At 62.6% G+C, this 13622-nt stretch carries 15 protein-coding genes; 7 read left to right on the forward strand and 8 right to left on the reverse strand.

The window, feature by feature from the left end; translation table 11 throughout:
- Window positions 1-588 (reverse strand): alpha/beta hydrolase (locus tag IV091_RS07885; RefSeq protein ID WP_293467307.1); only part of this gene is annotated, 588 nt, incomplete at its 3' end.
- 117 nt (window positions 589-705) lie between these two features.
- Between IV091_RS07885 and IV091_RS07890 the strand changes: the two genes are divergently transcribed.
- On the forward strand, window positions 706-1488 hold the full coding sequence (locus IV091_RS07890) for a 3-hydroxybutyrate dehydrogenase (protein ID WP_293467310.1): 783 nt from the start codon (window positions 706-708) through the stop codon (window positions 1486-1488).
- Between the two features lie 16 nt (window positions 1489-1504).
- Here the strand turns inward: IV091_RS07890 and IV091_RS07895 are convergent, their stop codons facing one another.
- Window positions 1505-2602 carry an NAD(P)/FAD-dependent oxidoreductase gene (locus IV091_RS07895; RefSeq protein WP_293467313.1) on the reverse strand — a complete coding sequence of 366 codons (1098 nt, stop codon included), beginning with the start codon at window positions 2600-2602 and terminating at the stop codon, window positions 1505-1507.
- A complete protein-coding gene (locus IV091_RS07900; RefSeq protein ID WP_293467315.1) occupies window positions 2603-3448 on the reverse strand; it encodes an N-formylglutamate amidohydrolase in 846 nt (281 codons plus the stop codon). It lies immediately after the preceding gene.
- Between the two features lie 210 nt (window positions 3449-3658).
- Between IV091_RS07900 and IV091_RS07905 the strand changes: the two genes are divergently transcribed.
- Window positions 3659-4252: an outer membrane beta-barrel protein gene (locus IV091_RS07905; protein WP_293467317.1), complete on the forward strand. Its 594-nt coding sequence runs from the start codon at window positions 3659-3661 to the stop codon at window positions 4250-4252.
- A gap of 178 nt (window positions 4253-4430) precedes the next feature.
- Window positions 4431-4874, forward strand: a complete 444-nt coding sequence (locus IV091_RS07910) for a multidrug/biocide efflux PACE transporter (protein ID WP_293467319.1) — start codon at window positions 4431-4433, stop codon at window positions 4872-4874.
- A gap of 19 nt (window positions 4875-4893) precedes the next feature.
- Here IV091_RS07910 and IV091_RS07915 read toward each other — a convergent pair whose 3' ends face one another.
- The 3 genes from IV091_RS07915 to IV091_RS07925 form a co-directional block, all read right to left on the reverse strand.
- Window positions 4894-5703 carry a metallophosphoesterase gene (locus tag IV091_RS07915; protein WP_293467321.1) on the reverse strand — a complete coding sequence of 270 codons (810 nt, stop codon included), beginning with the start codon at window positions 5701-5703 and terminating at the stop codon, window positions 4894-4896.
- The gene (locus IV091_RS07920; RefSeq protein WP_293467323.1) at window positions 5700-6671 is read right to left on the reverse strand and encodes a diacylglycerol kinase family protein; all 972 of its coding nucleotides are present in this window, start codon (window positions 6669-6671) and stop codon (window positions 5700-5702) included. Before IV091_RS07920 ends, IV091_RS07915 begins: the two co-directional genes overlap by 4 nt.
- Window positions 6672-6765: 94 nt before the next feature.
- Entirely contained in the window at window positions 6766-7476 is a 711-nt protein-coding gene (locus IV091_RS07925; RefSeq protein WP_293467325.1) for an SIMPL domain-containing protein, read from the reverse strand.
- Between the two features lie 71 nt (window positions 7477-7547).
- Between IV091_RS07925 and IV091_RS07930 the strand changes: the two genes are divergently transcribed.
- The 3 genes from IV091_RS07930 to IV091_RS07940 all read left to right on the forward strand — a co-directional run bounded on the left by IV091_RS07930 (window position 7548) and on the right by IV091_RS07940 (window position 10218).
- Entirely contained in the window at window positions 7548-7880 is a 333-nt protein-coding gene (locus IV091_RS07930; protein ID WP_293467327.1) for a hypothetical protein, read from the forward strand.
- 66 nt (window positions 7881-7946) lie between these two features.
- Window positions 7947-8684: a two-component system response regulator OmpR gene (ompR, locus tag IV091_RS07935; protein ID WP_293467329.1), complete on the forward strand. Its 738-nt coding sequence runs from the start codon at window positions 7947-7949 to the stop codon at window positions 8682-8684.
- 157 nt (window positions 8685-8841) lie between these two features.
- Window positions 8842-10218, forward strand: a complete 1377-nt coding sequence (locus IV091_RS07940) for a sensor histidine kinase (protein WP_293467331.1) — start codon at window positions 8842-8844, stop codon at window positions 10216-10218.
- A gap of 68 nt (window positions 10219-10286) precedes the next feature.
- On the opposite strand, the gene ispF is transcribed toward IV091_RS07940, so the two are convergent.
- Window positions 10287-10799 (reverse strand): 2-C-methyl-D-erythritol 2,4-cyclodiphosphate synthase, encoded by a 513-nt coding sequence (gene ispF / locus IV091_RS07945; protein ID WP_293467333.1) that lies wholly within the window; start codon window positions 10797-10799, stop codon window positions 10287-10289.
- Between the two features lie 21 nt (window positions 10800-10820).
- Complete coding sequence (ispD, locus tag IV091_RS07950) at window positions 10821-11594, reverse strand: 2-C-methyl-D-erythritol 4-phosphate cytidylyltransferase (RefSeq protein ID WP_293467335.1); 774 nt, start codon at window positions 11592-11594, stop codon at window positions 10821-10823.
- A 166-nt stretch (window positions 11595-11760) separates the two neighbouring features.
- Here ispD and IV091_RS07955 point away from each other — a divergent pair.
- A partial coding sequence (locus IV091_RS07955; RefSeq protein WP_293467337.1) for a CarD family transcriptional regulator occupies window positions 11761-13622 on the forward strand: 1862 nt, incomplete at its 3' end.

Consider the following 13622-nt stretch of genomic DNA (forward strand, 5'->3'; position numbering starts at 1 on the left):
CGCCAGCCATTGCGCCGGGGTGTGCGGGCCAAAGCTCTCGGAAATCACCCACATGGCGTCGGCCGCCTCCTGCACGGAATTGAAATGCCCCGCCGCCCCCAGGTAGGCGCCAATTCGCGCTATTGCCTGCCACTGCAGCGTCGGACCCACGTCGTTCAGCACCAGCCTGCGTACAGGCGCCGGGAGCGGCAAGCCAGGCTGGCCGCAAACCACCATGCCGATCAGCCCGCCCATGCTGGTGCCCACCCAGTCGAGCGCGGTGATGGGCGACTGAGCATGCAAATGGGCCAACAACCCCAGCATGTCCGCCGCATAGGCGGGCACCTGGTAGCCCATGGGGTCTTTCAGCCAGTCACTCTCGCCGCGGCCCACCACATCAGGGCAGACCACCCGAATGCCGCCCGGCAACTGCGCCGCCTGCTCGCACAAGGCCTGCGCCAGTGCGTCAAAGTCCCGCCCCTGGCGCGTCAGCCCATGCACGCAAAGCACCACATGCGGGCTGTCGGGCTGCCCCCATTGCCAGTACGCCATGCGGTGGCTGCCTTCAGCATCCGGGCAATTTACGTAGTTCAGGCTGGGTTCAGTCATGGTGCAGGCCGTCCGCTTTTAAGGCTTGATAATGTATTTGAAAACTATTGTGGCGCCAGAACTGCAGACGCCGGGCAAAGCCCTTCCCAATTATCGTAAACCATCAGGAGAATCATCATGCTCAAAGGCAAAACAGCGCTCGTTACCGGTTCCACCAGCGGCATTGGCCTGGGAATCGCCAAATGCCTGGCAGCCCAGGGCGCCAACATTGTCCTGAACGGATTTGGTGATGTGGACGGCCCCAAGGCAGCGATCGCTGCGCTGGGCGTGCAGGTGGCTTACCACGGCGCTGACATGAGCCGGCCCGCCGAGATTGAAGACATGATGAACTTTGCGGCCGCCCAATTTGGCCAGGTCGACATTCTGGTGAACAACGCAGGTATTCAGCATGTCGCCAGAATCGAAAATTTCCCGGTTGAAAAATGGGACGCCATCATCGCCATCAACCTCAGCAGCGCCTTTCATGCAACGCGCCTGGCGCTGCCCGCCATGCGGGCTGCCAACAACGGCCAGGGTTGGGGCCGCATCATCAACGTCGCCTCGATCCACGGCCTCGTCGGTTCCGCGGAAAAATCGGCCTATGTAGCGGCCAAGCACGGTATTGTGGGTTTGACCAAGGTTACCGCCCTCGAAAACGCCACCACCGGCGTCACCTGCAACGCCATCTGTCCGGGCTGGGTGCTGACGCCGCTGGTGCAACAACAAGTCGATGCCAGGGCCCAGGCAAGCGGCATCAGCAATGAAATGGCAAAGCAGCAACTGCTGGGCGAAAAAGAGCCGTCCATGCAATTCACCACGCCAGAAGAATTGGGGGCGCTAGCCGTGTTTTTCTGCTCGCCCGCCGGCAACAACGTGCGCGGCGTGGCCTGGAACATGGACGGCGGCTGGACCGCGCAATAAATTCAGGGCAATGAATTCAAGGTAATAACCGGCGCACATACTCGCCGATGGCCAGCGCGCTGGTCAGGCCGGGCGACTCGATCCCGAACAGGTTGACCAGCCCGGGCACGCCATGCACGGCAGGGCCCTGGATCAAAAAATCCCTGGCCGGTTCGCCCGGCCCCTGGATTTTGGGGCGAATGCCGGCATAGCCCGGGATCAGCGTGCCGTCTTGCAGCGCAGGCCAGTATTGGCGCACAGCCGCATAAAACGCATCGCCGCGCGCCGGATCCACCACCAGGTCATCGGGCGAATCGACCCACTGCACATCCGGGCCAAACTTGGCTTGTCCGCCCAAATCAAGCGTCAGATGCACGCCCAGGCCCGCGGCCTCGGGAACGGGGTAGATGAGGCGGTTAAACGGCGAGCGCCCAGCCAGTGTGAAATAACTGCCTTTGGCGTAATGGCTGGGCGGCACAAACTCCGCAGCCAGACCCGCAAAACGACTGGCCAGCGCCTGGGCCTGCAGGCCCGCCGCGTTCACCACGCTACGAGCCTGGAGCTCCGTGCCGTCTTTTGCCATCAAAACAATAGCATCCTGAGCAAATTGCGCGTGGGCCAGCGCCGAATTAAGTACCACAAGTCCGCCGGCGTTCTCCAGGTCACCCTGGAGCGCCAACATCAAGGCATGGCTGTCCACAATGCCGGTGCTCGGCGAATGCACGGCCGCCACGCATTCCAGCTGCGGCTCCAGCGCTCTGGCCTGCGCGCGCGTCAGCAGCACCAGGTCATGAACGCCATTGGCTGCGGCCTTCGTCATCATGACGTGCAGCTGCGCCACCTGCGCATCGCTGGTCGCCACCAGCAGCTTGCCGCAACGGCTAAATCCAATGCCGCGCTCGGCGCAGTAGGCATACAGCAGCGCTTTGCCTTGCACGCACAGCCTGGCCTTGAGGGAGCCTTCGGCGTAGTAGATGCCCGCGTGAATCACCTCGCTGTTGCGGGAACTGGTGCCGGTGCCTATGGCGTCGGCCGCTTCCAGCACCATGACCTCCCTGCCCTGCAGCGCCAGCGCGCGCGCCACCGCCAGCCCCACCACGCCGGCCCCAATCACCACGCAATCGACCTGATCCATTTAGAGCCCCCTCGGATCGGTTGCCAGCAGCCGATCCACCAAGCCGCGCAGGGTGGTCTTGAGGGGCTCAAAGCCGGGCATGATGGCCAGCGTTTCTTCATTCATATAGAGCTTGCGGTTGATCTCCAGCTGCAGGCTGTGGCGCTGCCGTGCTGGGTTGCCGTAGCGCCGCACCAATTCCACGCCCTTGTAAGGGTGGTTGTAAGACACGTTGTAACCGCGCGCGCGCAGGTGCTGGCACACCAGGCTTGACAGGGCCGCGCTCGCGGTGCTGCCGTCCCGGTCGCCAACCACGAAGTCAGCATGCGCTTCGCCCGGAAAATCAGTGGCGTGGCTGGAGGCCATGGCGGGCATCGAGTGGCAGTTGATGTGAATGCTGTAGCCATGCGCCTGGTGTGCGGCCTCAATGGCCTGCGCCACGGCCACATGGTAGGGCTTCCAGCATCGTTCGATGCGCGCCTGCACTTCGGCCACACTCAGCGTGCGGGCGTAAATCGGAGCGCCGTCGTCCATGGTGCGCCAGATCAGCCCCTTGCCCAGGCGAACCTTGGAAAGCACTTTCGGGTCGGTCTCCACCGGGTCGGGCCAGGGTGCGTCGAACAGCGACACATCAATTTCGGTCGTGTTGCGGTTGGCGTCGAGGTAGCTGCGCGGAAAGAGCGCCTCTATCCAGTGCACCCCCAGGCTGGGGGCAAAGTCGTAGAGCTTTTCAACATGCGTGTCTTCAGCGCCGCGCAGCGTGTTCATGGCGCACGCGTACTGAAAGTCCGGTGGATAAGCGGTTCCGCTGTGCGGGGAGTCAAGAACCAGAGCGGTGCTCCCTGGCAGGTGGGTAATAGTCTGCATGACCTGACTTTATCAGCAGCTTTTGGGCAGTAAAGACTTCATCGTGCGCGAGCAGTGGGCATTTGCGCAGGCTGCGGTTTGTCCTACAAGCATTTGCCTGCTATCCCCACAGTCGCGCTGTCATTGCCGCCCTAGAGTTACTGGTGGATATACAAAGCTGCTCTCCATTGAGAGCAGCCATGTCCACCTTATTCACAACAGGAAACACCCATGCGTTCATTGACACGAAATCTTTCAGCCACCGTCCTGGCCGTGGCCGCACTGGCCGCTGGCGCAAGCGCGCAAGCCCAGAGCAGCAATTACACCCTCAACGCACCGGGCGCAAGCTACGTCGGCGTGAATGTCGGTAAATCGGATTTTTCAGTCGGTAACGGATCCGGCTTCTATTCCTCCGAGAACAGGGACACGGCCTACGGCATTTATGGTGGCAGCTATATCAACAACAACCTGGGCATGGAGCTGGGCTTCACCGACTTTGGCAAGATCAACCGCGCAGGCGGCACCACCAAGGCACAGGGCTTCAACCTGAGCATGGTCGGCCGCTTGCCGCTCAGCCCTTCGTTCAATCTGCTCGGCAAGCTCGGTGCCACCTATGGCCGAACCGACGTGTCGTCCGCACCCGCTTCCGGCGTTGCGTCCGGTAGCGAGAGCGGCTTTGGCGTGTCCTACGGAGTGGGCGCCGAATATGCGTTCAATCCCCAGATGTCAGCCGTCTTGCAGTACGACGCGCATGACATGAAATTTGCCGGCACCGGGCGTGACCGCGTCAGCGCCACCACCGTGGGCCTGCGCTACAAGTTCTAAGCCGGCGAAGGTGCTCATAGCGCCTTCAAGCCAAGCCTGCCAGCCTTTGGGCTCGCAGGCTTTTTGCATGGGCGAACACCACGCGCGGCCCAAAGACGGTCAGACCTACCAGGCCCAGGCATCGACGAAAATACCTCAATCGCCCCAAAACCTCTTGTTTCCGTAAGAAAGCAGCGCCATGAGTCTCCAGAAGTCCGTCAAGGAACGCTTTTTCCACGCCTTGGGCTTTGAAGTCCTGGCGCTGGCCATTTGTGCGCCGCTGGGCGCTTGGCTGCTGGGCTATTCACTGGTCCACATGGGCGCGCTGACACTGATGATTTCGCTGATCGCCATGAGCTGGAACATGGCGTTCAACGCCTTGTTTGACCGGGCCCAGCGGCGCATGGGTTTTCAGCGGACGCTCGGAGCCCGCGCCGTTCATGCCGCATTGTTTGAAATCGGCCTGGTCCTGGCCGTGGTCCCTCTGGCCGCGTGGTGGCTGGGCATTGGGTTGTGGGAAGCGTTTGTGCTGGACATCGCAATCGTGCTTTTTTTCCTGCCCTACACCTTTGCTTTCAACTGGACTTACGACTACCTGCGGACGCTTGTCATTGCCCGCAAAAAACGTATTTCAGCCGCATGAACCTGACGCAGACGACGCTTTAGCGGTCCAGCAGCAACGCACGGGTATCCACTTTCTCGAACCGCTGCACTGCAGCCTGGTAATCCCATCGCTCCAACTGGCACTGCAACGGCGCGCTGGCAGCGTCGTAACGCAGCAGGTTGACCGAATTGGGCGCCTCCCAGCGCACCCGCGACGACAGCGCCGTGCCCGCCTGCACGCACCAAAGACGCCGGCCCAGGCCTGCCAGGCGAGATGAAAGCTCGCACACATAAGGCAGGTGAATATGGCCCCCCAGCACAAGGTCGGCCCCCGCCGCCGCCCAGGCGCGCACAGCCGGCTCCCAGCCGCGCAGGCGGTCGTGCTCGTCTTCGGCGCGCATCACATACACCGGCTGGTGCACCACCACCACGCGCAGCTGCGCCGGCCCGGCCGACTGCAGCTGCGCCACCACCCGGTCGATCTGCACAACCGACACCTCGCCGTTCTTATGCCGCCAGCGCCTCGTTGTGTTCACCCCCAGCACGCGGAGCTGCGGCAGGTCCAGACAGGTTTCCAGCGCGGGCCCAAAGACCTGCAGGTAGCGCGCATACGGCGTGAACAGCCGCAGGTACACATTGAACAGGGGGATGTCGTGGTTACCCGGCAGCGTCAGCAGATGCGGAATGGCCAGCTGGTCACAAAACGCCCGCGCCTCCTTGAACTGCAATGGCCGTGCGCGCTGCGTGATGTCGCCCGACAACACCAGCACATCGGGGCGCTGCGCCTGCGCCAGGCGCGCCAGCGCTTGCGCCACAGGCGGCTGTACGGTGCCGAAATGCGGGTCCGAGATATGCAGCAGCAGCGTCACGCCACCTCCACCCGGTCAGTGGGCGCGGGCACCATCAGCAGCAAGGTCTGGGCGGCCACCTCAAACACCAGCGGCGCCTGCATCCAGACGACCTCGCCGTCGGTCGCCACCTTGATGCGCTTGCGGCCTTTAGGCGTGATAGTCAGGCGGCGAAACGAAAAACTCTCCACGCTGTCCGCATCGCCCAGGCGGCCGGCCAGGCCGCGCAGCAGCAATCCAAAAAGCGCCAGCGTGCCGATGGGCTTGACCACAATGCCCGCCAGTTCGCCGGCATTGACCGAATTGACCTGCTTTTCGTCAATGCCGACGCGCGCGAGCTGCAAATCGTTGTTGCCGACGAACAGCGTGGGCGTGCGCAGCGCCACCACCCGCCCGCCCGACTCGACCAGCAGATGGAGCTGCTTGCGCGCCTGCAGCAGTGTGGCCATGCCTGAGATAAACGCCACAAAACGGCTGCGCCCAAAGCGCTGCTTCCAGGCTTCGCGATCTTCCAGCAGCTGCGGGTACAGCCCGACGCTGGCATTGACCAGAAAGATCCGCCCGTTCACCTGGCCGGCCTGAACCGGCGAAATGCTGGCGCCCACCAGCGCGCAAGCGGCCGCCTCGGTGTCCTGCGAAATCCCGTTGGCACGACCAAAGTAGTTGAACGTGCCTTGCGGCAAGACGCCAAACGGACAACCGCTTCCGAGTACGGCGCTGGCCACGGCATTGATGGTGCCGTCGCCGCCGGCCGCCACCACCACGCCCTGCCGCGCCTGCGCCAACGCCACGGCCCGGCGGGCGACGGCGCTGATGGATTCGGTTTTCCCGCGCAACAAAAACTCGACCTCGCGCCCGGCCTGCCTGAAAACACGCGCCATGACCTGCTGCTCGTCGTCGGCGTTGTGATGGCCGGCGCCCGCGTTGATCACCACAAAAAAAGGCCCGGAACGCGCGGCGTTCTGGGCTGAAGCATCGGAAAAACTCATTCGCACAGCATAAGCACTGCGCGGCAAAAGGTCTGTCAGCCAACCACCCTTTCCGTCCTGGCGTTCTGCTTTTCAGGGCGTATGCCCCCGCGCATCATTTCATCTGCACCGAGCCCGACACGTTGACCAGCACCGTGCTTTTCCCGGCCTCCACAGAAATGGGCGAGTCAGACATTTCGGCCTTGGCCTGGACGGCCATCACGCGGGGACGCGGCGTGTAACCCTGCTCGTTGGCATTGACGGACACTTCGCGCAAGGCATAGCCGGCAAAACCAAAACTTCTGGCGATCTCGCCGGCTTTGGCCTTGAAGCGCTCAATGGCCTGGGTCTGGGCTTCGCCCTCCACCCTGGCGCGCTGCTCACGGCTGAGCGCAAAGCTGACGTTGCCCATGGTCAGCGTCTGGATTTTTCCGGCCGTGCTGGTGATGCGCGCAAAGTCCCGGCCCTCCAGTACCAATTCGGTCGAGCCCTGCCAGCCATTGATCTTGCCGTCTTTGCCATAGCGCGGGTACAGGCTGAAATTACCGGTGCGCACGTCCATCTGCCCGGGAGCCACAGCCTGTTTGGCCTGGGCCAGCGCCGTGTCGAGTGCTTGCTTGAGTTGGGTCTGCACCGTGCCGGCATCCGTGCCATCGCGCGTGGTGTTCATCGAAATAGAGAGCAGATCCTGCTGCACCTCGACCGAGCCGCTGGCAGACAGCTGGGCCACGTTCTGCAGTGGTTCACGCTGAATATTTTGAGCAAATACCCCTGTAGCCCCCACCAGCGCTGCGCAAGCAGCTATAAATTTTGCATTACGAATCATGTTGCTTACCTTTTTAGGATCGTGAAAAATAAATATGCCAGACATTGGCGCCGCCGTCTGTCAAGACGCTTATGCCCGGAATCGCTGATGCGCCGCTCATGCAGGCTTCGAAATACCGCGTTTTAGATCTTGAAATTGGACCTGACACCGCAGTCACCCCGGTCATGGCCGCGCAATTTTCAAGCGGCATGACCACCCCATCGCAACGACCCCAAGCAGGCATGCGGCAGGGCCAACAGATTGAAAAGGGGTCGCCTGGGGTGAATTCAAGCAATTTTTCAGCGCTGGGCATGTGGCAGGTTCGGGCTGTTTTTTCAATTATCAGAAAGCCTAAGCGACTAATGCATCCGGCGCGTGCAACACAGGCACCCTTTAGAAACTTTTGTAACATTGTGTCAAAGTGACTAAAAAAAGAGACACTTTCGTGATTTAGCACTCAAAATGGCGCTGTTACAAATTTGAAGTCCATCATGAACCCCTCTCTCACAAGCACGCGCGCCGACAAAATTCTGATTGTTGACGACGACGCCCGAATCCGCGACCTGTTGCGCCGCTACCTGGCCCAAGAGGGTTTTGAAGTCATCCTGGCTGAAGACAGCAAGGCGCTGAACCGCATCATGCTGCGTGACGCCGTTGACCTGATCGTGCTCGACTTGATGATGCCCGGCGAAGACGGCCTTTCGGTCTGCCGCCGCCTGCGCGCCGCCAATGACCGCACGCCCATCATCATGCTGACCGCCAAGGGCGAAGACGTGGACCGCATCGTCGGTCTGGAGGTCGGCGCCGACGACTACCTGGCCAAGCCCTTCAACCCCCGCGAGTTGCTGGCACGCATTCATGCCGTGCTGCGCCGCCGTCCCACGGCTGAGGTGCCAGGCGCGCCGTCCAGTGATCAGGAGGTGATCACCTTTGGCCCGTTTTCGTTCGACATGGGACTGCGCACCCTGCATAAAAATGGTGAAGAATTGCCGCTGACCACCGGCGAATTCGCAATGCTGAAAACCCTCGTACGCCATCCGCGCCAGCCTCTTTCACGCGAAAAACTCGCGCAACTGGCGCGTGGCCGAGAGTTCGAACCTTTTGACCGCAGCCTGGATGTGCAGGTCTCGCGGTTGCGAAAACTCATTGAAACAGACGCTGCGGTACCCCGCTACATTCAGACCGTATGGGGCGTTGGTTATGTTTTTGTTCCGGACGGAAGCAACTAATCCCGATAGCACCGGCTGCACCCAAGCCACCCGCTCCAGCAGCACGCCGACCGAACAGCCTGCGTAGCGGCCCGGCACCTTCGATCAAGGGCTTCACGGGCGCGGCAGTCAGCCGCTTCGTATCGGTTACGTCCGTTTTCGACCTTACACTGCGCGCATGGACGACACCAGCCCCACCCCCCTCGGAACAACACCAGCACAGCTGGAGTTGCGCCCGCGGCGGGGTTTAAATCTTTTTTGGCGAACCTTTTTCTTTTTGGCGCTGCTGTTGTTTGGCTCCATCGTGGCCTGGCTGCAAACCTTTCGAGCGCTCGAATCCGAACCCCGCGCGATTCAAAGCGCGCAACAATTGGCGTCGCTGGTCAACCTGAGCCGTGCTGCGCTTCGTTATTCTGACGCCATAGGCCGCGTTTCCCTGATTAAAACGCTGGCCGAAGAGGAGCAGGTGCGCATCACGCCCCGTGAACCAACGGACCAGGTCGACACCTTCGAGCGCGACAAGCTAAGCGAGCGCATCGCTGAAAAACTCAAGGCGAGGCTGGGCAGTAACACCATTGTGGCCAGCAGCGTTAACGGCGAAAAAGGTCTATGGATAGGCTTTTCCATTGAAGGCGACGCCTACTGGCTGATCACCGACCCCTCCAAGGTGGGGCCGTCCCGCAACAGCACCTGGGTGATCTGGCTCATGACCGCCGGTGCCTTGTCCCTGGCGGGCGCCGCGTTCATTGCGCGTCTGATCAACCGCCCGCTCAAGGACCTTTCGTTCGCGGCCAGCCGTATGCGCGACGGGGATTTCGACGCCAGCCTGCTCGACGAGAAAGTCGCCACCAGCGAGATCCGGGCGGTCAACATCGGCTTTAACCGCATGGCGCAGCAGTTGTCCAAGATTGAGCAGGACCGCGTGATCATGCTGGCCGGCATTTCCCATGATTTGCGCACGCCACTGGCGCGCCTGCGGCTGGAAACCGAGATGAGCGTGTCAGACCCCGATGCGCGCGAGCACATGGCAGCCGACATCAGCCAGCTGGACGCCATCATTGACAAATTTCTGGACTACGCCCGCCCCGAGCCGCAGCAACTGGCGCCGGTATCGCTCAATTCAGTGGTCGGTGCCGCGGTGTACGCCGTGGCCGACTACGACGACATGCGCGTGGCGGTGGACATTCCTGACAACATGGTCGTCCTGGCCGACGAGGTCGAACTGTCCCGCGTCATTTCCAACCTGCTTGAAAACGCCAGGCGTTATGGAAAATCACCCGAAACAGGCACTGCCCTGGTCGAGATCACCGCCAAGACCCGCGAGCAGTGGGTACTGATCAAGGTGCGCGACCACGGCGAAGGCGTATCCCCTGAAACGCTGCCCAAGCTCACCGGTCCGTTTTTCCGGGGAGATGCCGCGCGCACGGCTGCGTCCGGTGCAGGCCTGGGCCTGGCAATTGTTGAAAAAACCCTTCAGCGCATGGGCGGCGTGTTCAGCCTGGCCAATGCCACCGGGGGCGGACTGGCCGCGCACATCAGGCTGCGCAGAAGTTAGCCGCGAAAAGGGGGCTTCGTTTCGGCCCCTTTTTCCCGGATCAATGCCTGAAAACGGCCTTGACGCAATTAAATAGCAACTCCATACAGCAACACAGCGGCACGGGCTTCCATGCTCAGGCCCTGCCCCACGGGCCCCAGCTTTTCCGCCGTCTTGGCCTTGACGTTGACCTGCGATTCGTCCAGACCCAGCGCCGCGGCAATCCGGGCACGCATCAAAGGAATGTGCGGGGCCAGCTTGGGCGCCTGCGCCACCACGGTGCTGTCGATGTTGCCGATGCGCAGACCCCGCCCGGCCAGCAGGCGGCCCACCTCCTGCAGCAACACCACTGAATCAGCGGCCTTGAAGCGCACGTCGGTATCCGGGAAATGCGACCCGATGTCACCCAATCCGGCCGCGCCCAGCAGCGCGTCAATGATGGCGTGCAGCAGCACATCGGCATCCGAATGTCCGAGCAGCCCCAGGGCGAAGGGAATCTCGACGCCGCCCACGATCAGCTTGCGCCCGGGCACCAGCGCATGCGTATCCCAGCCCTCGCCAATCCGGAACGGGGGAAGCGAAGGGCTTGGGGTGGGATTCATCGCGGGATCTTTCATGAGGATTCAAAAAATGGTTTGTGTTTTGCGCCGCGCCAGCAAGACCGCCTCGGCCAGGGCGAAGTCCTCGGGGTAGGTCACCTTGAAGTTTTGGGCGCTGCCCGCCACCAGCCTGGGAGCCAGGCCCAGCGCCTCGATGGCGCTGGATTCATCGGTCACGTCGCTGCCAGCAGCATCGAGCGCCTGCGCCAGCGTGCCGATGCGAAACATCTGCGGCGTTTGGGCCAGCCATTTGTCGTTGCGGTCCAGCGTGGCCGCCACGCGTCCAGCCACCTCGCATTTGAGCGTGTCGGGCAGTTTGTGGGCCAGCAGGCCGCCCACGGCATCGTGTTCGCAGGCGTTTATCAGTTGATTGATTTGCGCGGCGCTCACCAGGCAGCGGGCTGCGTCATGCACCAGCACCCAGTCGTGGGCGGCGGCTCCGGACTGGCGCAGCGCGTCCAGCCCGCTGCGCACCGTGGCCGCCCGGCTGGCGCCGCCGCAGGCCGCTACGTCAAAAAAATGCGCGGGCAGCGCATCGAAAAACGGGTCGCCAGGCGCCACCACCACCAGCGTGCCGGCCAGCCGCGTCACCGCCGCAAAAGCCGCCAGCGTGTGCAGCACCATGGCCTGGCCGGCGATTTCCTGGTATTGCTTGGCCAGGCCAGACACCGACACGCCGGCCCTGCTGCCCTGCCCGGCGCAAGGCAGCAGGGCAAAAAAGCGGGCCTCGGGCAGACCGCTACTATCAAGGCGGCTGTCACGGGGGCTGTCACGGTTATTGGCGCCGGGTTTCATCATCACTTCATCATAGATTCTAAAATCAGCATTTCGCCTGGCCTTGTGCCCGGCGACGGCACGCCGCCATGCACCCCCTTCAAACGCCTGGGGGTGTTTTTGTTGCGTGCTTCCGGCAGTTATTTTTGGCAGTTATTTCTGGTCCCTGAACTTCTCGGCGCACTGATTCATGCTTTTACCCTCACTCGTTTCCGGCAAACGCTACACCCTGCCCCAGCCCGCCGGATCGGCCGACGCCTTGCTGCTGGCCCGTCTGGGGCAGCGCGAAAAAGCGGCCGGCAAAGTCACCGCCATCATCACGTCGGACGCGCCCACCGCCCAACGCCTGATGGACGAGATCGCGTTTTTTGCACCTGACCTGCGCTGCGCCCTGTTTCCCGATTGGGAAACCCTGCCCTACGACACTTTTTCGCCGCACCAGGACCTGATCAGCGAACGGCTGGCCACGCTGTGGCGCATCCAGCAGCGCGACAAGGAAACCGGCGCCGACGTGGTCATCATGCCGGCCACCACGGCGCTGTACCGGCTGGCGCCGCCCAGCTTTCTGGCGGGCTATACCTTTGAATTCAAGGTCAAACAAAAGCTTGACGAGGCCAAGCTCAAGGCCCAGCTCACGCTGGCCGGCTACAGCCACGTCACGCAAGTCGTCAGCCCCGGCGAATACGCCGTGCGCGGCGGCCTGATTGACTTGTTCCCCATGGGCTCGCTGGTGCCCTTCAGGGTGGACCTGTTTGACGACGAGATCGACAGCATCCGCACCTTTGACCCCGACAGCCAACGCAGCCTCTACCCGGTGCCCGAAGTGCGGCTGCTGCCCGGCCGCGAATTCCCGATGGACGACGCCGCGCGCGCCAAGTTCCGCAACCGCTGGCGCGAACTGCTGGCCGGCGACCCAACCAAAAGCCGCATCTACAAGGACGTGGGCAACGGCGTGGCGACGGCCGGCATCGAGTACTACCTACCGCTGTTTTTTGAAGAAACCGCCACCGTGTTTGACTACCTGGGCCAGGACGCATCGCGCGCCACGGTGGTGCTGCACGGCGACCTGGAGCCCGCCTTTCAGCGCTTTTGGCAAGACACCAAGGACCGCTACCGGCTCGTGAAGGATGCGCCCGACCGCCCCGCGCTGCCGCCCGAGTCGCTGTTTTTAAGCTCCGAGCAGTTCTACACCCGCGCCAAGGACTACGCCCAGCTGGCGCTGCGCGGCAGCATCGAAGACGTCGCCGACAACGCCCAGTTCCAGAAACTCGGTGAAATGGCCGTGGTGCGCGGTGCTGAAGACCCGCTGGCCCGCTTCAAGAGCCATGCGCGCAACACCGCCCACCGCGTGCTGCTGCTGGCCGAAAGCGATGGCCGGCGCGAAAGCCTGCTGGATTTTCTGCGCGCCAGCAACGTCAGCCCGCCCGCATTTGATTCACTCCAGGACTTCCAGGCCAGCCGCGAGCCGCTGGGCATTGCCACGTCGTCGCTGCACACGGGGTTCAGCTGGCTTGAAGAAGGCATTGACTTTGTCACCGAGACCGAGCTGTTTGCCGCCGGCGTCACGCTGCGCCGCCGCAACAAGAAGCAGGAACGCGTCAGCGACGTCGAAGCGCTGATCAAGGACCTGTCCGAGCTCAACGTGGGCGACCCGGTGGTGCACAGCGCCCACGGCATTGGCCGCTACCGGGGCCTGGTCAACCTGGACCTGGGCGAGAAAAATGCCGACGGCACGCCTGCTTGCCAAGAATTTCTGCACCTGGAATATGCCGACAAGGCCACGCTCTACGTGCCGGTCAGCCAGCTGCACCTGATCAGCCGCTACACCGGCGTGAGCGCCGAAGAAGCGCCGCTGCACCGGCTGGGCAGCGGCCAGTGGGAAAAAGCCAAGCGCAAGGCCGCCGAGCAAATCCGCGACTCCGCCGCCGAACTGCTCAACATCTACGCCAGGCGCGCCCTGCGCGAAGGCCACGCCTTCCGCTACTCGCCGGGCGACTACGAGACCTTTGCCAACGACTTTGGATTTGACGAAACCGCCGACCAGCTGGCCGC

This window comes from Polaromonas sp., from assembly GCF_018780625.1.
Classification (GTDB): domain Bacteria; phylum Pseudomonadota; class Gammaproteobacteria; order Burkholderiales; family Burkholderiaceae_C; genus Polaromonas.